Annotated in this window: 22 protein-coding genes; 10 read left to right on the forward strand and 12 right to left on the reverse strand. The window is 71.8% G+C overall.

From position 1 onward, the window contains the following. From BCD49_RS16615 to BCD49_RS16625, 3 genes are all read left to right on the forward strand, one after another. Nucleotides 1-608, forward strand: a 608-nt coding sequence (locus tag BCD49_RS16615) for a WD40 repeat domain-containing protein (RefSeq protein ID WP_131803475.1), incomplete at its 5' end; no start/stop codon positions are given. Nucleotides 609-807: 199 nt separating this feature from the next. Beyond that, the gene (locus BCD49_RS16620) at nucleotides 808-2,046 is read left to right on the forward strand and encodes an LLM class flavin-dependent oxidoreductase (protein ID WP_007514232.1); all 1,239 of its coding nucleotides are present in this window, start codon (nucleotides 808-810) and stop codon (nucleotides 2,044-2,046) included. Nucleotides 2,047-2,223: 177 nt separating this feature from the next. Beyond that, entirely contained in the window at nucleotides 2,224-3,039 is an 816-nt protein-coding gene (locus tag BCD49_RS16625) for an IclR family transcriptional regulator (protein WP_027141246.1), read from the forward strand. 124 nt (nucleotides 3,040-3,163) lie between these two features. On the opposite strand, the gene BCD49_RS40695 is transcribed toward BCD49_RS16625, so the two are convergent. Further along, nucleotides 3,164-4,339 carry a DUF222 domain-containing protein gene (locus tag BCD49_RS40695; RefSeq protein WP_007514234.1) on the reverse strand — a complete coding sequence of 392 codons (1,176 nt, stop codon included), beginning with the start codon at nucleotides 4,337-4,339 and terminating at the stop codon, nucleotides 3,164-3,166. 749 nt (nucleotides 4,340-5,088) lie between these two features. Here BCD49_RS40695 and BCD49_RS16635 point away from each other — a divergent pair. After that, a complete protein-coding gene (locus BCD49_RS16635) occupies nucleotides 5,089-5,430 on the forward strand; it encodes a hypothetical protein (protein WP_131803477.1) in 342 nt (113 codons plus the stop codon). Between the two features lie 257 nt (nucleotides 5,431-5,687). On the opposite strand, the gene BCD49_RS16640 is transcribed toward BCD49_RS16635, so the two are convergent. From BCD49_RS16640 to BCD49_RS16665, 6 genes are all read right to left on the reverse strand, one after another. After that, nucleotides 5,688-6,137 carry a peroxiredoxin gene (locus BCD49_RS16640; protein WP_007514236.1) on the reverse strand — a complete coding sequence of 150 codons (450 nt, stop codon included), beginning with the start codon at nucleotides 6,135-6,137 and terminating at the stop codon, nucleotides 5,688-5,690. Nucleotides 6,138-6,479: 342 nt separating this feature from the next. Beyond that, nucleotides 6,480-7,253 carry a class I SAM-dependent methyltransferase gene (locus tag BCD49_RS16645; RefSeq protein WP_007514237.1) on the reverse strand — a complete coding sequence of 258 codons (774 nt, stop codon included), beginning with the start codon at nucleotides 7,251-7,253 and terminating at the stop codon, nucleotides 6,480-6,482. 51 nt (nucleotides 7,254-7,304) lie between these two features. Then, on the reverse strand, nucleotides 7,305-7,982 hold the full coding sequence (locus tag BCD49_RS16650; RefSeq protein WP_007514238.1) for a response regulator: 678 nt from the start codon (nucleotides 7,980-7,982) through the stop codon (nucleotides 7,305-7,307). Continuing rightward, the gene (locus tag BCD49_RS16655) at nucleotides 7,979-9,271 is read right to left on the reverse strand and encodes a sensor histidine kinase (RefSeq protein WP_007514239.1); all 1,293 of its coding nucleotides are present in this window, start codon (nucleotides 9,269-9,271) and stop codon (nucleotides 7,979-7,981) included. The genes BCD49_RS16650 and BCD49_RS16655 overlap by 4 nt, the downstream gene beginning before the upstream one ends. Beyond that, nucleotides 9,268-9,990 (reverse strand): hypothetical protein, encoded by a 723-nt coding sequence (locus tag BCD49_RS16660; RefSeq protein WP_007514240.1) that lies wholly within the window; start codon nucleotides 9,988-9,990, stop codon nucleotides 9,268-9,270. Before BCD49_RS16660 ends, BCD49_RS16655 begins: the two co-directional genes overlap by 4 nt. Continuing rightward, entirely contained in the window at nucleotides 9,987-10,736 is a 750-nt protein-coding gene (locus BCD49_RS16665) for an ABC transporter ATP-binding protein (RefSeq protein ID WP_071041651.1), read from the reverse strand. Before BCD49_RS16665 ends, BCD49_RS16660 begins: the two co-directional genes overlap by 4 nt. 275 nt (nucleotides 10,737-11,011) lie before the next feature. Between BCD49_RS16665 and BCD49_RS16670 the strand changes: the two genes are divergently transcribed. Next, on the forward strand, nucleotides 11,012-12,175 hold the full coding sequence (locus BCD49_RS16670) for a methyltransferase domain-containing protein (protein ID WP_007514242.1): 1,164 nt from the start codon (nucleotides 11,012-11,014) through the stop codon (nucleotides 12,173-12,175). 155 nt (nucleotides 12,176-12,330) lie between these two features. After that, a complete protein-coding gene (locus BCD49_RS16675) occupies nucleotides 12,331-13,350 on the forward strand; it encodes an SDR family NAD(P)-dependent oxidoreductase (protein WP_063630330.1) in 1,020 nt (339 codons plus the stop codon). Between the two features lie 64 nt (nucleotides 13,351-13,414). On the opposite strand, the gene BCD49_RS16680 is transcribed toward BCD49_RS16675, so the two are convergent. Continuing rightward, a complete protein-coding gene (locus BCD49_RS16680; RefSeq protein WP_007514244.1) occupies nucleotides 13,415-14,677 on the reverse strand; it encodes an amidohydrolase family protein in 1,263 nt (420 codons plus the stop codon). 103 nt (nucleotides 14,678-14,780) lie between these two features. On the opposite strand from BCD49_RS16680, the gene BCD49_RS16685 reads away from it, so the two are divergent. Beyond that, nucleotides 14,781-15,716, forward strand: a complete 936-nt coding sequence (locus BCD49_RS16685; RefSeq protein ID WP_083401509.1) for an AraC family transcriptional regulator — start codon at nucleotides 14,781-14,783, stop codon at nucleotides 15,714-15,716. 16 nt (nucleotides 15,717-15,732) lie between these two features. Here the strand turns inward: BCD49_RS16685 and BCD49_RS16690 are convergent, their stop codons facing one another. After that, nucleotides 15,733-17,199 carry an MFS transporter gene (locus BCD49_RS16690; RefSeq protein ID WP_007514246.1) on the reverse strand — a complete coding sequence of 489 codons (1,467 nt, stop codon included), beginning with the start codon at nucleotides 17,197-17,199 and terminating at the stop codon, nucleotides 15,733-15,735. A gap of 86 nt (nucleotides 17,200-17,285) precedes the next feature. Between BCD49_RS16690 and BCD49_RS16695 the strand changes: the two genes are divergently transcribed. After that, complete coding sequence (locus tag BCD49_RS16695) at nucleotides 17,286-19,190, forward strand: glycoside hydrolase family 3 protein (RefSeq protein WP_241832345.1); 1,905 nt, start codon at nucleotides 17,286-17,288, stop codon at nucleotides 19,188-19,190. An 11-nt stretch (nucleotides 19,191-19,201) separates the two neighbouring features. Here BCD49_RS16695 and BCD49_RS16700 read toward each other — a convergent pair whose 3' ends face one another. Next, on the reverse strand, nucleotides 19,202-19,957 hold the full coding sequence (locus BCD49_RS16700; RefSeq protein ID WP_007514248.1) for an SDR family NAD(P)-dependent oxidoreductase: 756 nt from the start codon (nucleotides 19,955-19,957) through the stop codon (nucleotides 19,202-19,204). Nucleotides 19,958-20,023: 66 nt separating this feature from the next. On the opposite strand from BCD49_RS16700, the gene BCD49_RS16705 reads away from it, so the two are divergent. Next, nucleotides 20,024-20,890 carry an SDR family NAD(P)-dependent oxidoreductase gene (locus BCD49_RS16705; RefSeq protein WP_007514249.1) on the forward strand — a complete coding sequence of 289 codons (867 nt, stop codon included), beginning with the start codon at nucleotides 20,024-20,026 and terminating at the stop codon, nucleotides 20,888-20,890. Nucleotides 20,891-20,926: 36 nt separating this feature from the next. Here BCD49_RS16705 and BCD49_RS16710 read toward each other — a convergent pair whose 3' ends face one another. Beyond that, complete coding sequence (locus BCD49_RS16710) at nucleotides 20,927-21,808, reverse strand: bifunctional 5,10-methylenetetrahydrofolate dehydrogenase/5,10-methenyltetrahydrofolate cyclohydrolase (RefSeq protein WP_007514250.1); 882 nt, start codon at nucleotides 21,806-21,808, stop codon at nucleotides 20,927-20,929. A gap of 113 nt (nucleotides 21,809-21,921) precedes the next feature. On the opposite strand from BCD49_RS16710, the gene BCD49_RS16715 reads away from it, so the two are divergent. After that, nucleotides 21,922-23,103, forward strand: coding sequence for a lactate 2-monooxygenase (locus BCD49_RS16715; RefSeq protein WP_071041652.1), 1,182 nt, complete (start codon nucleotides 21,922-21,924; stop codon nucleotides 23,101-23,103). A 9-nt stretch (nucleotides 23,104-23,112) separates the two neighbouring features. Here the strand turns inward: BCD49_RS16715 and BCD49_RS16720 are convergent, their stop codons facing one another. Then, on the reverse strand, nucleotides 23,113-23,616 hold the full coding sequence (locus BCD49_RS16720; RefSeq protein WP_007514252.1) for a hemerythrin domain-containing protein: 504 nt from the start codon (nucleotides 23,614-23,616) through the stop codon (nucleotides 23,113-23,115). Nucleotides 23,617-23,711 lie beyond the last annotated feature (95 nt).

Genomic DNA, 23,711 nt, shown 5'->3' on the forward strand with positions numbered 1-23,711 from the left:
GCACCGTCCGCCTGTGGGACGTCGCCACCGGCCGGGAGACCCGCACCCTCACCGGCCACCGCGGCGTCGTCTGGTCGGTGGCGTTCTCCCCGGACGGCAACGCCCTCGCCACCGCCGGAAGCGACGGCACCGCGCGCCTCTGGGATCTCGCCACCGGCCAGGAGACCCGCACCTTCAGCGGCCACCGCGGCATCGTCTGGTCGGTGGCGTTCACGCCGGACGGCGGCAGCCTCGCCACCGCGGCGGACGACGGCGTCGCACGGCTCTGGGAGGTGGCCACCGGCCGGGAGATCCGCACGATCGCCGGTCATCAGGACTGGCTGCTCGGGGTGGCGTTCTCTCCGGACGGACGCACCCTCGCCACCGCCGCGGACGACGGCACCGCACGGCTCTGGGACGTCGAGTCGGGGCTGCTGGTCGCCACGTTGACGGGCTTCGGTGACGGTGGTTGGGCGGCGTTGCTACCGGACGGGTCCTACCAGCTGGAGGGCGACGCCGGCGACCGGTTGTGGTGGGTGATGAAGCAGCGACGGTTCGCGCCCGGAGAACTCGATGGGCTGGCTCCCGAGGTCCGCCGGCGTGGGTGGGACGAGCCAATCGCGCGGTAGACGGCGACCAGGCGACGAGACCCGGCGGTCGCGTCGCCCGGCCGGGTATCCGCGTGCTATGACACCGCCCACATCGACAGCCCACGAACAGGCATATTGCGCCCACCGCAACAAGGCTGTTGCGGCGTGAGGGACCAATCCGGGACCGTGCTGTGCCAAACGGCCCGCATCTCTGGCTTTGCCGGTCCCGGAGGCTCCCGTGCAGTTCTCGTTGTTCTATCCCGTGGCCGTCGCCCGTAGCGACCAGCTCGGCACCGGTCTTCTCGGACTCGACAACGCGCTCTATGGCACCGCGATCGCGGAACTCAGGGAACAGGCGGTCTGCGCGGACGAGTACGGCTGGACGTCGCTGATGCTCGCCGAACACCATTTCGAGGTCGAGGGCTACCAGGTGACCCCGAACCCGCTGATGCTCAACGTCTATCTGGCGCAGCACACCACACGGCTGCGCCACGGCCAGATGGGGCTCGTCCTGCCCAACTGGAACCCGCTGCGGCTCGCCGAGGACATCGCGATGGCCGACCACCTGACCGGCGGCCGCCTCGACATCGGGCTCAGCCGCGGCTATCAGACCAGGTCCGTCGGCACGCTGGCCCAGCACCACGGAGTCGGCGCCGCCGGCACCGACCGGGCCGAGGCCGAGGCGCGCAACCGGGAGGTCTTCGAGGAGTGGTTCGAGGTCATGCACCGCTCCTGGACGCGGGACCTGTGGTCGTACTCCGGCGCGTTCATCCAGGTCCCGCCGCCGGGCCTCGCCTGGCCGCACCCGATCTCGGCGCGGCTCGGCGCCGGGATCACCGACGGTGAGGTCACCCAGGTCGCGACGGTTCCCAAACCGCTGCAGACGCCGCACCCGCCGCTGTTCACCACCCTGACGCAGAGCCCACGCACCCTCGACTGGGCGGCCCGGGTGGGCAGCACCATCGTCACGATCGCCACCGATCCGGGGATGACCCGCGGCCTGTTCGAGGCCTACGCGGCGGCGGCCGCGACCCATGGCCGCGAGGTCCGCGTCGGTGAGTACCGCCGCGACGGCGGGGTCGCGCTGTGCAGGATGCTGGCCGTGGGTGCCACGCACGAGGAGGCGTGGGAGACGGCGCGGCAGAGCGTCGTGTTCGCTACCGACTGGCTCGGCGAGTTCGGTTTCTTCGAGGCCTGGCGGCTACCCGGCCAGGTGGGCCCGGTACCTCGCACGCTCGAGCAGATGGTCGCCGCCGGCGCCATCCTCGTCGGCACTCCGGACGAGGTGGGCGAACAGATCGAGAAGCTGCGTGACGCGACGGGCGTCGAGTACATCATCTTTCAGGGCATGGGTGGTCTGGTCGAGCACCAGCGCATGCTCGACACGATCTCGCTGTTCGGCGAACGAGTGATCCCGGCGCTGTCGGCGCGGGAGACGCCACCCGCGAGCGAGATCCCGGCATCGGCGGTGCGCTGATTCTTTTCGGCGAAAAGAGACCGCCGGGCGCTTGGGCGTGCGAGCCTGATCGCACGGGCGAGGTCTTGGTTTCTCGGCCTGGGTTGCGTGCGTGCAATGAATCGTAACGCGTCGGAAACAAACATCCGCTGGAACCCGTCCTTGTCGAAGTCAGCCACTGCGGTATGTGAAGGAGCCATGAGCGTCGACGGACACTCGAGCCGGATGGACGGGGTGCGCTCGGTCGACCGGGCCTTCAACGCGTTGGAACTGCTCGTCGAGGCCGCGCCGCACACGGTGCGAGTGGTGGACGTGGCCGCTCGGATTGGAGCGGATCCGGCGACCGCGTCCCGTCTCCTGGCGACGTTGACCAACCGCGGCTACGCCAGCCGCACGCCGCAGCGGCGCTACACGGTCGGGCCGCGCTCGCTACGGATGGCATCCGGCTGGGTGGAGCGTCTCCAGGTGGCGAGCGCGGGGCCGATGGAGCGGATGTCGCGCGCCACCGGCGAGGTCGTCATGCTCACCCAGTTGCTCGGTACGCACGCCGTGCCCATCGCGAGCCGGGTGCCGCCGGGCCGGGGCGTCGACTCGCTTCCCGCCTTCGACGACGGCATTCCCGGCGACGGTGGCATGGGCGCCGCCTACCCCGTCTGGGCAACGGCGGCCGGGCGCGCGCTGCTCGCCGCCCTGCCGCCGGTGGAACGGCGCCGGGCGTTGCCACTCGAGCCGTATCCCAGCTTCACCGCCCGGACCCCGACCAACTGGCCCGACCTCCGTGACCTGGTGCGGACCGGCGTACGTGACGGCATGCATTTCGAACAGGGTGAGGCGGTCGCCGGACTCTGGTGCTACGCGCTGCCATTACCCCGGGGCACCCAGGGCGAGGTCCTCTCGCTCTCCGTCCTCGCCACCGGCGACCTGAACCCGTCCAGGCATGCCCGCATCCTGCGCGCCCTGCGCGCCGAAAGCCGAACGCTGGGCGACCACATCGCGCTCGTTCCCACCCCGTAACCCCGGCGGCGCTCACGCCGCCCCCGCCAAGAGGTCGGCCGCGGGCTGCCTGAGGCATACCGACTCGACAAGCCCGGCGTCTACCGCCGGCCCGACGTCTACCACCAGCGCCGATCGGGCGTGGTCATGCAGCCCTTCCGCCCGCGAGCGGTTGGTCGGGTAGGCGCCGGTGCTGCATGAGGACATAGAGCGAGTCGTCCCAGCTGAGCCGGCCGCCGGCACGGGTGTGGATCGCGTGAGGCGCCACCTGCCCGACCGCGCCGGCGAGCGTCTCGGCAGGCCGGGCACCCGGGTCGAGACGGGGCGCCGGCAGGAGGACGAATCCATCGATCCCCGGCTCGTCGATCCCCGGCTCGTCGATCTCCCGCTCCGCGGCGGTCGGCCCGGCAGCCCCATGCCCGGCGGAGTCAGTCCGGTCCGCGGCCTCCGGGCCGGTTCCGACGATCTCGCCGCCCGCCCCGCCCGCCCCGCCCGCCCCGCGCACGGCGAGCAGGGTGTCCGCGTCGATGTGCACGGTCAGCGTGTGTACCTGGTCCAGCAGGCCGGGTGCCGGACGACGCAGAAACCCATCCGCCAAGACCACCAGCGCGTCGGCGTCGGCGCGACGGTCGCGCGGCGCGACCACCACTTCTCCATCGGACAACGCCGCCTCGCTCCCGGCCGGCGCAGAGACGTCGTCCAGGCTGGCCCGAGCCGCGTCGATCGCCGCCGCGAGCCGGGCGCCTTCCTGGGCCGTCAGCACCGCTGACAACCGAAACAGGCCATCCGAACGGGTACTCCAGGTCGCCTTCCGCGCCGCCCGCTGCGCGGTGGGGTCGGCCGTCAACTGGTGATACCGCGACGCCAGGCGTTCCAGCTGCCCCGCCGAGCAGTGCAGGGCATGCGCCAGCCAGGTCGACTCCGTATCCGCGTCAGCGACCCGTGCCACGGCGCGCACCTTCGAGTACGACAGCTGTCCCGCCGCGAACGCCGCCCGCACCGCCGGCAGCTTCTCCAGCGCGCGCCCGACCGCCACGTGCTCCTGCGCCGTGCGCACGCTCAGCCCGCACCGCCACGCCAGCCAGTGCCCGCACGACGCCATCCCCAGCCCCGACCAGCCACCCCGGCGGTCGAACTCCGCGAGCAGCAGCAACATCCGACACGTCGCCGCCGCGATCCGCCCCGCCCATCCGCAGATCTCCCGCTCCAGCACCTCCAACGGTGCCGAGTCCGCATCACCCGCCTGGACCGTCACCTCGTCAAAGGCCGCCGGACCAGTCGTCGCCGGACCAGTCGCCGCATCGATCATGAGAGTGGCCATCAAGATCCCCCAGGTCCAAGGGCTGGATCAACCGCACGCCAAGGCTCCCACCCGCCTCCGACAATCTCGGGACGCCGAGCCCTCCCCCGTCAGGTGCTCGCCATGACCGCGTCCACTACCGCGACCGCGACCGCGGCTGCGGCTGCGGCTGCGGCTGCGGCTGGATCTTCGCCGGCTCTCGGGAGGCGACAGGCAGCAAGCCCGGCCGAGCGTGCCGGTCTTCCATCAGCGGCTCTGATCCACCATGCGCCGATCTTCGCGTTCCGCGGAACGCGAGTGGGGCGAGGCAGAGCGCACGGAACCCGGGCCAGGCGGGGTCGGCCGCGGCGCCCTGCGCCTCCACCATGCGCCGATCTTCGCGTTCCGCGGAACGCGAGTGGGGCGAGGCAGAGCGCACGGAACCCGGGCCAGGCGGGGTTGGCCGCGGCGCCCTGCGCCTCCGCCGCCGGAACAGCGCTCGCTCCCGCCGATCGAGCGGCAGCCGGGCGGGCGAGCGGCTGCCGGGCGGGCGAGCAGCGGCCACTACCTCCGCGGAACGATGGTCGGGCGGCGGAGGAGGGCGACTGAGAGAGTAGGAGCCGGGGAACGGACCAGGACGCGCAGGCGGGCTAGGAGCGCGCGCCGGAGGAACGACAGTGGGAACTGGCGGAAAAGGCACCGTGATCACCCTCGCCCTTCCTCGCCCTGAGTTTCCCGGCCCTGAGTTTCCCGCCGTGACCGGAGAGAACGCCGTGACCAGAGAGAACGCCGTGACTGGAAAGAACGAACGGAACGACGTCGACGACTTCGGGGGGATCAGCCGCGGCGGGGCGGTCCTTGTCGTGACGGCCGTGACCATCGCGCACCCCTGGCAGGCGCTCAGGGAGCTGCTCGCGCTCGCCCGTCGCCTGGGCCGCCGCGCGCTCAATCTCGCCATGGCCCCCATCGTGCTCGTGGCCGCGGCCCTCTGGGGGCGCCGAGGAGACCGACGTCCGACCTTCGAGGACTACCTGCATAACGTCCGCGACGAGGTTGACCACCCGCGACCGACATCGACGGTCACGGATACCGAGCTCCCGCAGGCTCCGCCGGGAGACTCGCGGCAGGGGTAGACGTCACCTCGCCGCCGGCCCAATGTCCTCGGTCGAGCGGTCGAGCGGTCGAGCGGTCGAGCGCCGAGCAGCGGAGCCGTGGGGCAAAAGTAGAAAGGCCGGAGGTCGTCCGCAGGCAGCCGGCCCCACCGCCAGGACGCGCGTCAACCGCTCCCGCGGCCGGGCCGGAACCACCAGAGTCAGGTGGCCCGGCTCGCGGAACCGTCGGGCATTGCCGAGGCGGACGCCACTTCGAGGCCGGCTACTTCCCAGCCGGGCTACTTGGCAGCCGAGCGGAGCGCCTCCAGTGCCTCGTCCGCATGCTTGTTCATGGCGAACTCGGACTCGATACGCGCCAGCACCACGCCGTCCGCGCCGAGGACGAAGGTGGCGCGCTTGTTCGGGCCCCGCTTGCGGCGGACGCCGAACGCGTCGGCGATCTTCCGGTCCGTGTCGGCGATGAGTGGGAAACCCAACGAATGCTTCGCGCTGAAGGCCGCCTGCTTCTCGACGTCATCGGCGCTGATTCCGACGAGGCCGGCGCCGACGGCGGCGAACTCATCGGCCAGGTCACGGAAGTGGCAGCTCTCCTTGGTGCATCCGTAGGTCATCGCCGCCGGGTAGAAGAAGACCACCAGTGGCCCCTTGGCCAACAGGTCGGCCAGGCGCAGGGTCGCGCCCGTCTCGTCCACTCCGGACAGATCCTCGATGTGGTCGCCGACGTTCATTTCCGGCTGATCCTCTCCTCATTTGGTCGGCAGCACCGGCCGCCGGACGAGCACTCCGTGTCCGTGCGCCAGTTGTCTGGTCCGGGCCGAGCCACCACACGCCGACGCGGTCCGTCACGGCTCCCGGTGCCGACGCGTCGGGTGGCGGGACGTATCCGTTGGCTCACGGCCTATCAGGTAAGCCCCAGGGCGCGGGCGATGTTCCCAAGCCGCCGGCGTTTCTCGAGCCGCCCGCACGCCTGCATTTCCATTCCGGCGGTGACAACGCCTGGACGCCCCCGGTACCGGCCGTCGCAGCCTCGCGGCCTCGCAGTTTCGCGACCTCGCGCCGCCCGCGGGCCGTCATTCCGGCCGACGGGCCTCGACCAGGAACCGCTGGGCGTGGGTGACGAAGGGACCGTCCTGGCGGATCCGTTCGTGCAGCGCGAACAGTCGGTCCCGGTAGCGGTCGACGGTGAAGCCCGGGATCGTCCAGAGGACCTTGCGCAGGAAGTGGACGACCGCGCCGACGTCGTTGAAGGTGGCGCGTAGCGCCGCCTGGCGCAGGTCGACCACGACGAGCCCGGCCGCCTCGGCCTCCCGGACGGCCCGGTCGGAGCTCCGGGCGTCGCCGATCGGCTGGGGACCCATGAGGAAGTCGATGAGCTCGCGGTTCGAGCCGGCGCCGATCTGCTGGGAGAGGTAGCTTCCCCCGGGCCGCAGCACCCGGGAGATCTCGCTCCACCCGGTGACCACCGGATGCCGGCTCACGATGAGGTCGAAGGATCCGGCGACGAACGGCAGGGCGCCGTCGTCCGCCGCCCCGACCACATGGACCCCGCGGGGGCGCAGCCGGTCCCGGGCGAGCCGCCGGTTTGGCGGCCAGGACTCCGTCGCGGCCAGCCTCGGCGGCACCCGGCCGGCCTGGCCCAGCGCCCAGCCGAACACCTCGCCGCCCCCGGTCTGCACCTCGAGCACGGAGTCGACGGCGCCGATCCGCCCGGCGATGGTCCCGGCGTAGCCCCACGGTGCCCGTTCCTCGGTGGCCCTCCCCGCGAACCAGGAGAAGTCCCACCCCTCGACCGGAACGGACGCGCCTTCCTCGATCAGCTCCTCGAAGGTCCCGAGTCCGTCCACACCGCCCGACGCTACCGAGCGGCGGCACCCCGCGAACCCGGGGCGGCCCTCTCAGGCTGGCTCGCCCGCGACGACGACGCCGTTCTCGTAGGCGAGTACCACGGCCTGGACCCGGTCGCGCAGACCGAGCTTGGTGAGGACGGCGCCCACGTGGCTCTTCACCGTCGCCTCGGTCACGACCAGACGCCCGGCGATCTCGGTGTTCGACAGTCCGCGGGCGATCAGTACCAGCACCTCACGCTCGCGTGGCGTCAGGGCGTCGAGCAGGCCGGGCGGCGTTGGCGGCGTGGGCGGCCGAGCGCGCGCGGCGAACGTCTCGACCAACCGCCGGGTGATGGCGGGCGACAGCAGCGCGTCGCCGGCGTTCAGCACGCGGATCGCCTCGATCAGGCGTTCGCGGGAGGCGTCCTTGAGCAGGAACCCGGCCGCGCCCGCGCGCAGCGCGCCGAACACGTACTCGTCCAGGTCGAAGGTGGTCAGGATGAGCACCCGCGGCGGTGGGGTGAGCCCGCCGGCGGTCAGGCGGGCGGTGGTCTCCACGCCGTCCATGCGCGGCATGCGGATGTCGAGCAGGACGACGTCGGGCCGCAGCTCCTGAGCGCGTGCGAGCGCCTCCTGGCCATCCGCCGCCTCGCCGACCACCTCGAAGTCGTCCTGGGCCTCGAGAATCAACCGCAGGCCTATCCGGATCAGCTCCTGGTCGTCCACGATCAACAGGCGGATGCTCATCCGGTACTCGTTTCCGGGAGGCGGACGGCGACGCGGAACCCGCCGCCGGGGCGGGGCCCGAACGCCAGCTCGCCGCCCAGCACGGCGGCCCGCTCCCGCATCCCGATGAGACCGTGCCCGGCCGGGCCGACGGTCACGGGCGCGTTCCCAGGCGCGTTCCCGGGCACGTTTTCGGGGACGGCCACGGGGGCGTTTGCGGCGGCGCCGAACGCCGCCGCCCGCATCGGCTCGGTGGCCGTCCCGTCGTTGACCACCTCGATGTCGATGCCTTGGTCACCATAGGCGAGTCCGACCGTGACCTGGCTCGGGTGCGCGTGCTTCACGGCGTTGGTCAGCGCCTCCTCGATGATGCGGTAGGCGGACAGCTCCAGCCCTCCGGGCAGCGGGCGCCGCTCCCCCGTCACCCGCAGCTCGACGGGGATCCCCGCGGCACCGTACTCGGCTACGAGCCCGTCCAGGTCTCCCAGGCAGGGGGCGGGTCGGGAGTCGGCGGGCGTTCCCGGGGCGCGTAGCACGGTCAGCATCCGGCGGAGCTCGGTGAGGCTCTGCTCTCCGCTGGTCTCGACCCGTGCCAGCGTGTCGTCGGCCCGGTCCGGTGAGGTGCGCAGCACGTCCCGGGCGCCGCGCACGCCGAGCAGCATCACGGTCACCGAATGGGCGACGATGTCGTGCAGCTCGCGGGCGATCGACGCGCGTTCCTCGTGGGCCGCGATCCGGGCGAGCTGGTCCCGCTCGCGCTGGAGATGGCGGGCGCGTTCCTCGAGTGCCCGGACGTAGCGCCGGCGGGTCCGCGCGTAGCAGCCCAGCGCCAGGGCACCCGCCGTCACCGGGACGGAGACGATGGACCACACCGCGAGCAGTACCGAGGTCGGCACGAAGGCGACGAGCCCGAGCCGCCAGTCGTCACGTTCGCCGATCGAGTAGAGCGCCACCAGGACGGGCACCCCGGCCGGCGCGTCCCCGGTGGCCATGAGAGTCCCGGCCAGGGCGAGCGTCGCGAGAAGCACCAGCCACGGTGCTCGGCGGCGGGCCGTGAGCAGGGCACCGGAGCCGACCGCCAGCAGCACCGTCGACACGCGCGCGGTGTGGCCGTCGTCGAGGAGGAGGCTGAGCTCGGCGACCGTGGCGGCCACCGCGACGAGGAGATCGAAGGCCAGCGCGCGCCGGTTGCGGGGGCCGTCCTCCCGCGCGTCGCGCGGTGCCAGGACGGCCGCCCGTACCCGTGCCCAGACGGGGCTCCACCCCTCGTGGTCCCGCCTCCGCCGCGGCCCAGCCTCCTCGGCGGTCATGCCAGGTCGCGGCGACGTTCGCCGGCCAGCGCCGCGGCCAGGAGCCCCACCGTCCACGTGCCCAGGACGATCGCGGCCGCGAGCAGGGAGATCCGGTCCGGCCCGTGGGACATGCGGGTCAGCACCGCGACCGCGCCGAGCGGCGTGTAGTCCGACCCGCCCGCCCGGACGAGATCGATCATCGGGTTCACGACGAAGGTCAGGACCAGCGCACCCACTACGGCCAGGACCTGGTTGCGGATCAGCGCCCCGACGGCCACACCGATCAGCACCGCCAGCACCGAGGACGCCAGCAGTCCCACCGCGACACCGGCCGCCTCACCGGCGCCCAGCGCGGGCCCGGGCTGCCGGGCCAGCAACGGCAGGCCCGCGCCGAGCGACACCCCCGCCATCAGCAGCCCGACGGCCAGGCCGGCGACCGCGTAGGCCGCGGCGCGCCCGAGCAGCAGCAGGGCCCGGGAGGCGCCGGAGGCGAGCGCCGCCGGGGCGGCGGTGCGGTGGCGGTACTCGCCGGCGGCGCCGACCGCGCCGAGCAGGAGCAACAGGATCGGCATGCCGGAGAGGGCCTCCTCCTTCTCCCCCACCTCGTCGAGCGTCCCCGAGGCAACAGCGACGAGCACGACGTTGGCGGCCGTCAGGACGACCGAGGCAGCCGCGAAGGCCGGCGCCGTGCGCGTGCTCAGAATTTTGATCAGCTCACCGCGGACCAGCCGGTTCATGCGTCCCGCGCTCCGGTCAGGTTAAGGAAAATGTCCTCGAGCGACGACCCCCGCGCGGTGAGGGCACCGATCGGGCCCTCATGCGCGACACGTCCCCGGTGGATGACGATGACGTCGTCGACCAGCCGCTCGGCATCGAGTAGCGAGTGGCTGGAGAGCAGGACGGTGCGGCCGGCGTCCGCCCGTTCCCGCAGCAGGGTCCGCAGCCACCGGATCCCATGCGGGTCCAGCCCGTTCGTCGGTTCGTCCAGCATCAGGATGTCCGGATCCGCCAGCAGCGCCGCCGCGAGCCCGAGCCGCTGGCGCATACCGAGCGAGTACTTTCCGACCGGGCGGCGGGCGTCCCGCTCCAGGCCGACCAGCGTGAGCACCTCGGACACCCGCGTTCGGGGCAGCCCGGCCACGGCCGCCAGCGAGCGCAGGTGCGCGTGGGCCGTGCGGCCCGGATGGGCGCCGCAGGGCTCGATGAGGACCCCCAGCGTGCGCGCGTCCCCGGTGCGCGCCGACCGGCCGTGCAGCAGCACCTTCCCGGCGTTCGCCCTGGCCAGTCCACTGATCACCTTGAGTACCGTGGTCTTCCCGGCGCCATTGGKACCGAAAAAGCCGGTGATGGCGCCGCTACGCACGCTGAAGGACACATCCTCGATCGCGGCACGCCCGCCGTAGCGTTTCGTCAGCCCTTCGGCGGCTATCGCGGCCTCGGTCGTGGCGGCCGCGGGCGATTCAGCCGTTCGTGAGATTTCCATGGTCGGAAGAATCCAGCCGGGCGATCTCGCGGTCATCGGTACGCGGACTGATCTCTGGATTCGACCGCGGGCGGAGGCCCGGCGGCGGCCGCTGCGCCCAGGGACGGAGACGGGCGGGCGACGCGGCGCGATCGGCGCGAACAGACCGGGCCGCACGCTGTCTGTCAAAATCTACACATCTGTGGTAATTCGCGTGACTAATGACCTGAGGATGGGGAAGAGAAACAGCATTGAGTGCCCGCGGGACGACGCGGACGACGAAGGAGCGCAACGCCATGCGGCGACACCTGCACGATGGTCGGCCCGATCTGGACCAGGCATCTCCCGAGCAGCCTCGCGGCGGCCCGGTCGCCGGCGGCCCGGCCCGGCTGCGCCCAACCCCMGGCCGCGCTCCGGCCCGCGCCGCGACGAGCTCTCGGACCGACACCGTCGCGAGAACGGGCGATGCCGACACCGTCGCCGGAGGCACCGTCGACGGGCACAGCGTCAACGGACACAGCGTCAACGGACACGGGGACGGGGACGACGTCGAGGTCGGTCGTCGCTCCGTCGACGAGCCCGACGGCCGCCAGCTTCTCGCCCTGGTCGACGGCGTCCCCGACTACGACTATGTCGCCCATACGGCCACGTTGCGCGGAGTCGTGCGGCAGCGTCTCGTCACCCGGGCGCTACGTACCCATCTGCCGCCCGCCCCCGCCCGCATCGTCGACGTCGGCGGCGGGACCGGCGTCCAGGCGCTCGCGCTGGCCAGCCTCGGCTACGAGGTGACCGTCTGCGAACCGGATCGGCGGATGATGGCCGAGGCCACCCACGCCGTCGCCGCCGCGCCCCGGGCCGTCCGGGACCGGATCCAGCTCGTCCAGGGCGATGGCCTCGACGTGGCCAACCTGGTGGGACGCGACTTCGACGCGGCCCTCTGCCACGGGGTCATCATGTTCATCCCGGAGCCGGAGGAGCTCCTGCGCGTCCTCGTCGACGTGACCCGGCCGGGCGGCACGATCTCGGTCGTCGGCAAGAACGGCCCTGCCCTGGCGCTGCGCGCCGGCCTGCAGGGGCGCTGGAGCGATGTGCTGGAGCAGCTCGCGGACGCCGGCGCCGGCGATTCCGGCGCCCCCGGCCGGGCGCCCGGCGACCATCACGACCGTGATGACCAGGCGGCGCGCCGTGACACCGACGGCACGCACCCCGGGCCCGTCGTGCTCGGCCCGGCCCCGACCAACCGCGGCGACGACCCGTCCCACGTCCGGGCCGTGCTCGCCGCCGAGGGCGCCGAACCGCTCGCCTGGTACGGGATCAGGACGTTCACCGACCACCTGGCCGACGAGCCCCCCGGTGCCGACCTCGACGAGGTCGTCGACGCCGAATGGCTCGCGGGCTCCCGCGACCCCTATCGGCAGCTTGCCCGCCTGGTCCATCTCGTCCACCGCCGCCGGCCCTGAACCGCCGATCGCGACCTCGGCCGCGGCGACTCGGGGCGCCGCGGCCGGCCGGACGGCACGAAGCCGCCGGCACCGGTCGTCAGCCGGTCGACATGTCTTATCAGCATGGTGACAATGCCGCTCCGGGCGGAGGGCAACGCTTTACGGTCGGCGTTGTGAAGCAGCAGAAGGTCATCGTCGTCACCGGGGCGAACGGCGGTATCGGTGCAGCGGCTGCGCGCGAGCTGGCGCGGCAGGGGCACCGACTGGCGCTGATCGGACTCGAGCGGGCGGACACCGAGCGGATCGCGGCAGAGCTCGGGGCGACGGCATACGTCGCGGATTTCTCCTCGTTCGCGCAGGTGCGCGAGCTGGGCCGGCGGCTGCTGGCCGACCTGCCACGCATCGACGTCCTGGTGAACAACGCCGGGATGATGAGCGGCGCGCGGCGCGCGGTCACCGAGGACGGCAACGAGTGGACCCTGCAGGTCAACCACCTCGCGCCGTTTCTCCTGACCCAGCTGCTCGCGCCGCGCCTCGCCGAGTGGGACGGCCGGGTGGTCGTCACGGCCAGCCTGATGAGCAGCAGCCGACTCGCCCGTTTCGATCCCGAACGGATGGTCAACGGCCGCCGCTATCGGGCGCTCGACGCGTATGCCGCCTCAAAGCTGGCGAACATCGCGTTCGCCGCCGAGATGCCCGAACGAATTGGCGGGGTCCGGGCGGTGTCGTTTCATCCGGGCATCGTGCGCACGAACTTCGGGGCCGAGGGCCCGATGTTCGTGCGCACGTTCATGCGCTCCCCGTTCCGCGCGCTCCTGCGCTCGCCCGAGCAGGCCGCCGACACGCTGGTGTGGCTCGCCACCGTCGAGGGCACGCGGCTCGTCGACGGCGCCTACTACTTCGACCGCCGTCCGGCCCAGCCGAACCCGCTCGTGTTCGACCGCCGGTTCCGGCGCGCCCTGTGGCGGCGTACGTCCGAGCTGGTGAACGCGACTGGGGCGCACGCGCCCATGGCCGAGGCCGGCCAGGTCAACGCGGCGTCGGCGGCCGCGGCGCTGACCGATGCGGCCCACACAGCCAGGTTGGACGCGGCCCGGTTCGAGGCCGTCCGGCTGGACGCGGTGAGCGCGGCGCTGGCCAACGTTCGGCAACGTGCCGGCGAACCCGACTCGCTGACCGCCGGCGCTCTCTGAGACGGACGAGGGGCCCGGGGGCGGCTTTCGCCGCCCCCGGGCCCCTCGTCGACTGCTGCGCCGGCTACGCGGCCGCCGCGTGCTTCGCGGCGTAGCGACGGGCCCACTCGGCGCGGGGGACGATGGCCGTCTCCACGTCGGTGGCGGTCGCGCGCAGAGCGCCGACCGTGGCCTTCTCCTTCGGGATCTGCGCGAACGTGTCCCAGTTGAAGAAGCGGGAGGCGTTCTCCCAGGTGATCTTGTTGATGTCCGCGTCGTCGGCGCCGGCGTTGTTCAGCTCGTTCAGGACGAACTCGGGAGCGGTCGGCCAGATCGAGTCGGAGTGCGGGTAGTCGCACTCCCAGGCGATGTTGTCGATGCCGATCTCGTGGCGCAGCTTCAGCGTGGTCGGGTCGGTGACGTAGCAGGCCAGCGTGTGCTCGCGGAAGACCTCGCTCGGCAGCCTTCCGCCGAAGTCCCGGCGCAGCCAGCGCTGGTTCGTGTAATGGCGGTCGCAGCGGTCCAGGTAGAACGGGATCCAGCCGATGCCGCCCTCGGAGAACGCGAACTTCAGGTCGGGGTAGGAGCGCATCGCCGGGCCCCACAGGACGTCCTGCGCGGCCAGCGCCGAGATCTGGCAGGCCAGGATGATCAGGTTGTCGATCGGCGCGTCCGGCGCGCCCTTGATGGCGCCGAAGCCCTGGCCGATGTGCAGGCACCAGACCAGGCCGGTGTCGGACATCGCCTTGAAGACCGGGCCCCAGTAGTCGATGTCGTGGTAGCTCGGCAGGCCTTCGAGGTGGGGCTGCTCGGGCATCGTGACGGCCTTGACCCCGCGGGCGGCGACCCGGTGGATCTCGTTGACCATCAGCTGCGGGTCCCAGGTCGGCACCAGCGCGATCGGGATGAACCGGCCCGGGTAGGCGCCCGCCCAGCCGTCGACGTGCCAGTCGTTGTACGCCTCGATCATCGAGACGGTGATCTCGTCCTTGTAGTGGGTGAGATGACCGGCAGAGAAGCCCGTGAAGGTCGGGAAGCACATCGAGGCGAGGATGCCGTTGCGGTCCATGTCGCGGACGCGGGCGTGGATGTCGTAGGCGCCGGGACGCATCTCGGCGAAGCTCGCCGGGTTCTTGTCCCACTCCTCGGCGGGCCAGGAGACGACGGCGTTCAGGCCGGAGACGCCGGTCGGGCGGCCGCGGTAGATCCACCGCTCGATGCCGTCCTCGCCCTTCTCGACGTGCGGCGCGAGGTCCGCCCACTTCGCCGGCACACGGCCGTCGAACATGTCCGGCGGCTCGACCACATGATCATCGATGCTGACCAGGATCATCTCGTCGATGTTCATCTGGCACTTACCTCCTCAAACGCGGGGCGACGGGGCCAGGCGGCTGGGCACGGAAGAACATCGGCCTGTGCCTGACCCTCAGCTAGTTGTACGCTTCGTCACCATGTCCGTCTCCGCACGTTCGGCCAGGAATCCCACCGAAACGGCCACGGACCAGGCTACGGCACAAATCGTCGACGCGAGGTGGCTGGCCGAAAGCCCGCGGTCACGGTTCTCGCCGGGACCACCCACCACCGACCAGGGGCGGATCCACCGTGGCACGGTCGACCTGCGCCAGGGTGGGGCCGCGCTTGGCRGCGGCTACCAGTACGAGGGCGAGCGGCTGGTCACCGGCTGGCACTCACACGACATGCACCAGATCGAGTACGGCGTCTCCGGCGTCGTCGAGGTGGAGACCGCCGCCGGCCACTACCTGCTGCCGCCGCAGCAGGCCGCCTGGATCCCGGCGGGCCTGGAGCACCAGGCGACGATGAACGCCGCGGTGCGCACGGTGTCGGTGATGTTCGACCCGCGCATCGTGCCGTACCCCGGCGACCGGGCCCGCATCCTCGCGGTCTCCCCGTTGATCCGGGAGATGATGCTCTACGCCCTGCGCTGGCCGATCTCGCGGCCCGAGTCCAACGAGGTCTCCGACGGGTTCTTCCGGACGCTCGCCCACCTGGTCGCCGAGTCGCTCGATCACGAGGAGCCGCTGAGCCTGCCGACCTCGACCGACCCGGTGGTGGCGGCGGCGATGGTCTACACCCGCGAGCATCTCGACACGGTCACCGCGGCCGCGGTGAGCCATGCGATCGGGGTGTCCGAGCGGACGCTGCGCCGCCAGTTCGCCGCCGAGCTGGGCATGCCCTGGCGCGGCTACCTGCTACAGGCCCGGCTGCTGCGGGCGATGGCGCTGCTCGCCGAGCCGGGCCCTTCGGTGCTGGACGTGTCGCTGGCGGTCGGCTTCGAGAACGTCAGCGCCTTCGCCCGCGCGTTCGCCCAGCGCTGCGGCGAGACCCCGTCGGCCTACCGCCGCCGCGTGGCCGGCGCGCCAGGCTGATCACGCGCCAGGCTGATCACGGGCCCGGCAGGGTTATCTGGACCTCCGGGCTGGCGGCGATCGACGGGGCGCTGGTGTCGGCGATCCGGCGCGCGACGCGCCACCACAGGGCCAGCTGGGCGAGTGCGAGCAGGATGGCGAACGGGAACAACGTCCACGCTCCCGCGACCTGCAGCAGCGTGCCGGCCAACCAGGGCAGCAGTGCGCCGCCCACCAGCCCGCCGGCGGTGAGCACCCCGATGGCGGTCGGCACGAGGCCCGCGGAGGTCAGGCGCGGCGTGACCGCCATGGCCGTCGGGAAGATCGGGCCGAGGAAGAAGCCGAGCAGCAGGAACGCGGCGCTCGCCAGGCCCGCCGTGCCCGGCGCCGCCCACGCGAGCACGCCCGCGACCGTCGTCCCGGCCATGCACGCGTACATCAGGCCGGTCTGGGTCAGCCGCAGCCGGGCGGTGACCGGGGTGGTGAGGAACCGGCCGGCGGTGAGGCCGAGCCAGTACCCGCTGGTCGTGTAGCCCGCCAGCAGGCCGGAAACGGACCGTTCCTCGACAAGGTAGGTATAACCCCAGTTTCCGACGGCGATCTCCAGGCCGACGTAGACGGCCAGCATGCCCGCGCCGAGCAGCACCGCCGGCTGGCGCAGCACCGCGGGAAGGCCAGCGGCCGGCCGCCCGCCGCCGCCCGCCGCTGACCCGGTCGACCCGTCCGGGGGTGCGGACGCGGTCAGCAGCGGGTCGGCGGCGGGTGCCGGGAAGGTGACGGCGGCGGCCAGGAGTGTCGGCGCGGTGACGACCGCGAGCACCAGCATCACGGTCGGCCAGCCGGTGAACGTCAGCAGCCACGCCGCGAGCAGCGGGCCGATCAGCGCGCCGACGCCGAAGAAGGCGTGCAACCGGTTGAGCAACGCCGTCGACCCCGGCCGAGCGGTGAGGTAGACGTTCAGGACGCATTCCAGCAGGCCCGTCGCGAAGCCCATGAGCAGCGACAGCACGACGAACACGAGGAAGGGCGGCCGCGTCGAGGTGAAGAGCCACGCACACAGGAGCAGCGCGCCGAAGCCGAGCAGCATGCGCCGGGTACCGAGCCGGCCGACGATGGGTCCGGTCAGCGAGCTGGCGATGACGTAGCCGGCCGCGCTGGTGAAGAACGTCGCGCCGATCGTCGCCTCGTCCACGCCGTAGTCGGCCATCTGCGCCGGCAGCAGCACGCCGCCGACGCCGGCGGAGATACCGAACACCACGAACAGCGCATAGGAGACGGCCACCGACGCCAGCCGCGTCGCCGACCACTTCTCCGCGACGGTGGCACTCGCGGCGGTGGCCCCGGTCCCGCCCTCTGTCCCAGCCGCGGCTATGACGACTCCCTCGCGCGTCCGCCGGCCGGGCCCGGCCGGCGACGCCGCCCGCGGAAACCGGCCTGTAACGAGTTCACCATCACGGCCGGGCCCCGTGGCGGATTCGAGTGCGAGCACCGCCTCGATGATCACCAGATCGTCCCTGAGACCGTCTGTGAGCGCGCCCGGCCACCGGGTTAAATTCCACCGTGCCGTCAACGAGACTGTCCAGAACGCTCTTGTCCCGGCTGTCGAACGGACACGCCCTGGTCGCGCTCGCGATTGCCGCGGTCGTTCTGCCCGTCGTGGCGGYCGGATGCGCAAAAGGGAAGGCACCCGCTTCTTTTCCCTATCTCGACCCGGCGGTGCCGGTCGACCAGCGGGTTTCCGACCTGCTCGGCCGGATGACGCTGGACGAGAAGGTCGGCCAGATGACGCAGGCCGACCGTGGCGCCGTCGCCAAGGACCCGTCCATGGTCACGTCACTCGGGCTCGGCTCGGTGCTGTCCGGTCCGGCCCTGGTGCCAGCCGACGACACCCCGTCCGCCTGGGCCAACCTGGTCGACGGCCTCCAGTCGCGCGCGCTCACCACCAGGCTGCGGATTCCGCTGCTGTACGGCACCGACTCGGTGCACGGGGACAACAACCTCATCGGCGCCACGATCTTCCCGCACAACATCGCGATGGGCGCGACCCGCGACCCGGACCTCGTCCGCGAGGCGGCGCGGGTCACCGCCACCGAGACCAGGGCGACCGGCCCGCAGTGGGTCTTCGCGCCCTGCCTGTGCGTCTCCCGCGACCTGCGCTGGGGCCGCACCTACGAGAGCTTCGGCGAGGACCCGAACCTCGTCATCCAGATGGAGACGGTCCTGGAAGGTCTCCAGGGCAAGGGCACCGGGGATCTCGCCGACCCGACGCGCGTTCTCGCCACCGCCAAACACTTCGCGGGCGACGGCGACACCGCCTACGGGACGTCCACCAGTTTCGCGTACACCATCGACCAGGGCGTCACGGTCACCGACCGCGCCCACTTCGACCAGGTCGACCTCGCGCCCTACGTGACGGCCGTCGAGAAGTACCACGTCGGCAGCATCATGCCGTCGTACTCCAGCGTCGACTGGACGGAGGACGGCGTCGGCAACCCGGTGCGGATGAGCGCGAACAAGGAGCTGCTCACCGACGTCCTCAAGGAGAAGATCGGGTTCGACGGGTTCCTCGTCAGCGACCTGATGGCGATCCAGCAGCTCCCCGGTGACTACGCCGCCCAGGTCCGTGCCGGCGTCAATGCCGGGATCGACATGTTCATGGAACCCAACAGCGCGCCGCGGTTCGCCCGGACGCTGCTGGACGAGGTACGGGCCGGGCGGGTCCCGATGTCGCGCATCGACGACGCGGTGGGCCGGATCCTCACGGCCAAGTTCGAGCTGGGCCTCTTCGAGCGTCCCTTCACCAACCGCGGGAACATCGGCACGGTCGGCTCGCCAGAGCACCGCGCCGTCGCCCGCCGGGCCGTCGCCGCGTCGCAGGTGCTCCTGAAGAACGACGGCGACACGCTGCCGCTGCGGTCCTCCCAGCGCGTCTACGTGGCCGGGGTGAACGCGAGCGACCTCGGCAACCAGGCGGGCGGCTGGACCGCCACCTGGCAGGGAGCCCCCGGGAACACCATCCCCGGGACCACGATCCTGCAGGGCGTTCAGCATTACGCAGCGAACGTGACCTACAGCGCCGACGCGTCCGCGCCGACCGCGGGCCACGACGTCGGCGTCGTCGTCATCGGCGAGACTCCGTACGCGGAGGGGTTGGGCGACGTCGGCAACGGCCACACGCTGAACCTGTCCGGCACCGACCGCGCGAACATCGACCACGTGTGCGGCGCCATCAGCACCTGCGTCGTCCTGGACGTCGCCGGCCGCCCGCAGATCGTCACCGACGAGCTCGCGAAGATGGACGCGTTCGTCATGTCGTGGCTGCCGGGCAGCGAGGGCGCCGGCGTCGCCGACACCCTGTTCGGCGACCGCCCCTACTCCGGTCGCCTCCCGGTCACCTGGCCGCGCGCCGAGTCCCAGGAACCCATCAACATCGGCGACAAGGACTACGACCCGCTCTTCCCCTACGACTACGGCCTGACCACCGCCCGTCGCTGACCGGGCGGCTGTCAGTTCGTCGTGGCGCCGCCGTTGAGGTTGATGGTCTGCCCGGTCAGCCAGGACGCCTCCGGGGAGGCGAGGAAGACGACCGCGGCGCCCACGTCCTCGGGGGTGCCGAGGCGCTTCGCCGGGACCGAGGCCGCCAGGTGGGCGGTGACCGACGCGTCGCCCCGGGCCGCGTTGTTCATCAGTCCGAGGGCCAGGCTGTTCGCCGTCACGCCCTGGGCCGCGACCTCCTGGGAGAGGTGCCGGATGAAGCCCTCGATGCCGCTCTTGCCGGTGCCATAGACCGCGACGCCGATGTTCAGGCCCGTGCGGCCGGCGCCGGAGGAGATCTGCACGATCCGTCCCCAGCCCGCCGTGCACATGTCCTCGAGCACGGCGTGAATGCAGTGCAGCGAGCCGTAGATGTTCAGGTCGATCGGCCCACGCCACCGGGCCGGGTCGAGCTGGCGGAACGGGACGGCTCCCATGTCCGGGTGAATGCCGGCATTGTTCACCAGGATGTCGACKGGCCGGCCGACCTCGGCCCGGATCCGCGCCACCGCCGCCCGCACCGCGTCGGCGTCCAGGACATCGAACGCGATCGCGATCGCCGTCCCGCCGGCCGCCTCGATCTCCTTGCGCGTGGCCTCGGCCCGCTCGAGAGAAAGATCGTTCACGGCGACCATGGCCCCCTGGGCGGCTAACGCGCGCGCCGCGCCCGCGCCCATGTTCTGCCCAGCCCCGGTCACCAGCGCCACATGCCCCGCCAGTTCGAACATCCCGCACCTCTCCCCTACTAGAACTCTGTTCTCGCCGCCCGCTTCGGAGAAGGGTACGGTGCCCCGATGATTGGGCGCGAGGAACGGCGGGCCACGCAGGTGCCGTCGATAGAGAACTGGAACCGGCTTCTTGAAGGGCGGGTCGCCGTGGTCACCGGGGGTGGCGACGGGATCGGCGGCGCCATCGCTCGGCTGTTCGCCGAGCATGGCGCTCTCGTCGAGGTYGCCGAGATCGACCCGGAGCGGGCCGAACGGTTACGCGCCGAGGTGACGGGTGCGGGCGGGACGGTACGCGCGCACGTTGTCGACGTCAGGGCCGAGCAGGACGTGGCACGGCTGGCGGACACGGTGCTCTCCGAGCACGGGCGGGTCGACGTGCTGGTGAACAACGTCGGCGACTACCGGCCGCTGGCGCGGTTCCCCCAGTCGTCGACCGAGTCGTGGCGGCAGATGTACGAGACCAACCTGCTGCACGTCTTCGCCGTCACGCGCGCGTTCATCCCGTCGATGATGGAGCGGCGTAGCGGGAGCATCGTCAACATCCACTCGGTCGAGGGGATGCGCGGCTACCCGGGTGACCCGGTCTACGGCGCCATGAAGGCCGGCGCAGCCCATTTCACGACCGGCCTGGCGGTGACCATGGGCCGCCACGGCATCCGGGTCAACGGAATCGGYCCCGACCTCACCCAGACGCCACAGGTCGACTACCTCACCGGCTACGAGGACCACGACGACCTCTGGGCCTCCTGGGCGCCCGTCGGTCGGCTCGGCTGGCCCGAGGACCAGGCCCGCGTCGCGCTCTTCCTCGCCAGCGACCTCTCGTCGTTCGTCACCGGCCACAACATCCCCGTCGACGGCGGCACGAAGGCCGGCGCCGGCTGGTTCTACTCGCCGAAGGAAGGCCGCTTCGTCAACCGCCCCAGACACCTGTGACCGGGCGGCACAGCCGCCAGCACGGGGCAGGCCCGCCTAGTTCTCAGGGGTGCCGGCGGGGGTGAGGTCACCGGCGCGGGCGGACTCGCGTGCACGGGCGGCCTGCATGGTCTGGTCGATGAGGACGGCGATGGTCATCGGGCCGACGCCGCCGGGGACCGGGGTGATGTAGGCGGCGCGCTCCGCGGCCGGGGCGTATTCGACATCGCCCTGGTTGTCGGCGTAGCCGGCGTCGACGACCACGGCGCCGGGCTTGATCCAGTCACCCTTGATCAGGGCCGGACGACCGACGGCGGCGACGACGACATCGGCACGGGCGACGTGGTCGGCCAGGTCCGCGGTGCGGGAGTGGCAGTAGGTGACGGTGGCGTTGCGGGCCAGCAGCAGCATGCCGACCGGCTTGCCGAGGATGGGGCTGCGCCCGACGACGACGGCGTGCTTGCCGGCCAGCGGAATGTCGTAGGCGTCGATCAACGCCATGATCCCGCCCGGCGTGGCCGACCGGAAGCCGCCCTCGTCGAACGCCATCATCGCGAACGACGTCCTCGTGACGCCGTCGACGTCCTTCGACGGGGCGATCGCCTCGAAGGCCGCCCGCTCGTCGATCTGGTCAGGCACCGGGTGCTGCAGCAGGATGCCGTCGACCTCCGGGTCGGCGGACAGCTCCCGGATCGCCTCGATCAGGGTCTCCGTCGAGATCGACGCGTCCAGCTCCAGGCGGCGCGACTGCATGCCGACCTTGGCGCAGCGGTTCGCCTTCATCCGGACATAGGTGCGGGAGGCCGGATCGTCGCCGACGAGCACCGTCGCGAGCACCGGGACGCGGCCGTGGGCGGTGACGAACTCGGTCACCTCCCGCTCGACGCGATCAAGAATCGCCGTCGACTGGGCCCTGCCGTCAAGGATCTGCGCGGTCATACGGTCTCGGTCTCCTGGGAGTCGGTCCTGGCGCCGGGCGCGCCGCGATGCCAGGCTACGGCGCGGGCGAGCACCAGGCGTGCCACGCCAGCCCGGAACGGAGGGGATCAGGGGTGGGTGACGGGCTTCCGCGGCCGTTCGGTGACTACCAGGTGGAGATCTACCTCCAGGGCCTGAGCGGTGTCCTGCCGACGCTGCCGATGGTCTTCGACGAGCTGGAGCGGCGGGCGGCGAGCGCGCTGTCACCGTCGGTCTGGTCGTATGTGGCCGGTGGGGCGGGTGACGAGGCGACCCAGCGGGCCAACCACGCGGCCTTCGGCGGCTGGGGACTGGTACCGCGGATGCTGGTCGGCGCGACGGAACGCGACCTGTCGGTGGAACTGTGGGGTCGGCGGTGGCCGGCACCGGTGTTCCTCGCGCCTATCGGCGTCATCGGGTTGTGCGCGCAGAGCGGGCACGGCGACCTCGAGACCGCCCGGGCAGCGGCCAGGGCCGGCGTCCCGATGGTCGCCTCGACGCTGACCGTTGATCCGCTGGAGGAGGTCGCGGCCGAGCTCGGCGAGACACCGGGTTTCTTCCAGCTGTACACGCCCAAGGACCGCGAACTCGCCGAAAGCCTGGTGAGCCGCGCCGAGCGGGCCGGTTTCGCTGGCATCGTCGTCACCCTGGACACCTGGGTCACCGGGTGGCGGCCCCGCGACCTGGCCACGTCGAACTTCCCGCAGCTGCGCGGACACTGCCTGGCGAACTACTACACCGATCCCCGGTTCAGGGCGATGCTCGGCGCCGACCCCGCGTCCGACCCTMAGGCCGCCGTCCTGCAGTGGGTGATGACGTTCGGCCACGCGGTGACCTGGGACGACCTGCGCTGGCTGCGCTCGCTCACCAGGCTCCCGCTGATCCTCAAGGGGATCCAGCACCCGGACGACGCCCGCCGCGCCGCCGACGCGGGCGTCGACGGCATCTACTGCTCGAACCACGGCGGCCGGCAGGCCAACGGCGGCCTGCCCGCCCTCGACTGCCTGCCCGGCGTCGTCGCGGCGGCGGGCGGCCTGCCCGTCCTGTTCGACTCGGGCATCCGCTCCGGCGCCGACGTGGTCAAGGCGCTGGCCCTGGGCGCGTCCGCGGTCGGGATCGGTCGGCCATACGCGTACGGCCTCGCCCTCGGCGGCGTCGAAGGCGTCATCCACGTGCTCCGCTCCATCCTCGCCGAGGCCGACCTGATCATGGCCGTCGACGGCTATCGCGCCCTGGTCGACCTCACTCCGGACGCTCTGCGCCGCGTCAGCGGCTAGGCGGCAGGGTCAGCTGTTGGTCTCGATGTAGTCCGCCGCGTCCTTGCTTTTCGTGTTCACCCCTGCGCCGGCCTGGTGGTCGGCGTAGAACTGCAGCCACCGCATTGCCAGCTGGTGACGCAGTTCCGGGCTGGTGCTCTTGATGAAATCCGGGATCGCCTCGCGTTCCTCCTCGTCCAGGTGTTTGCCGTTCTCGGTCCGGGCCTCACCCACCGCCTCGAACCAGACCTTGCTCCCGGCCCGGTGGGAGCGGGCCTCGGCGACCGCGTCGCGGATCTTGTTGTGGTCATCGATCGCGTCCTCGGTCTCGTCTTCCGGATCACCGGCTTCACCCTTCTTCAGCAGAGTCGGGTAGAACACCGTCTCCTCCGCGTCCGCGTGGGTGTCCAACCGGATCGCCAGCACCTCCCACACCGCCTTCAACTCGGCGTTGCTGGTGGCGTAGTCGAGGTAGAAGAACTGGCGCCGCAACCAATCGTGATCCGCGTAGACCAAATCGACAATGTCAGCCATACAAGATCTCCCTAATTTGTTGATCCACGGTCATCGTTACCACCGGCGATCACCGCCCAAACGCTTTGATGGCCGCCGCCCGATGCGCGGGCGGG

This window comes from Pseudofrankia sp. EUN1h, assembly GCF_001854645.1.
Lineage (GTDB): Bacteria > Actinomycetota > Actinomycetes > Frankiales > Frankiaceae > Pseudofrankia > Pseudofrankia saprophytica.

Excerpts from the sequence above, each read along its gene's own strand:
- BCD49_RS16660 (WP_007514240.1), bottom strand. The coding sequence starts at position 9,990 with ATGAACCGGCTGGTCCGCGGTGAGCTGATCAAAATTCTGAGCACGCGC.
- BCD49_RS16710 (WP_007514250.1), bottom strand. The coding sequence starts at position 21,808 with ATGACCGCGCAGATCCTTGACGGCAGGGCCCAGTCGACGGCGATTCTT.
- BCD49_RS16655 (WP_007514239.1), bottom strand. The coding sequence starts at position 9,271 with ATGACCGCCGAGGAGGCTGGGCCGCGGCGGAGGCGGGACCACGAGGGG.
- BCD49_RS16625 (WP_027141246.1), top strand. The coding sequence starts at position 2,224 with ATGAGCGTCGACGGACACTCGAGCCGGATGGACGGGGTGCGCTCGGTC.
- BCD49_RS16680 (WP_007514244.1), bottom strand. The coding sequence starts at position 14,677 with ATGAACATCGACGAGATGATCCTGGTCAGCATCGATGATCATGTGGTC.
- BCD49_RS40695 (WP_007514234.1), bottom strand. The coding sequence starts at position 4,339 with ATGGCCACTCTCATGATCGATGCGGCGACTGGTCCGGCGACGACTGGT.
- BCD49_RS16720 (WP_007514252.1), bottom strand. The coding sequence starts at position 23,616 with ATGGCTGACATTGTCGATTTGGTCTACGCGGATCACGATTGGTTGCGG.
- BCD49_RS16650 (WP_007514238.1), bottom strand. The coding sequence starts at position 7,982 with ATGAGCATCCGCCTGTTGATCGTGGACGACCAGGAGCTGATCCGGATA.
- BCD49_RS16640 (WP_007514236.1), bottom strand. The coding sequence starts at position 6,137 with ATGAACGTCGGCGACCACATCGAGGATCTGTCCGGAGTGGACGAGACG.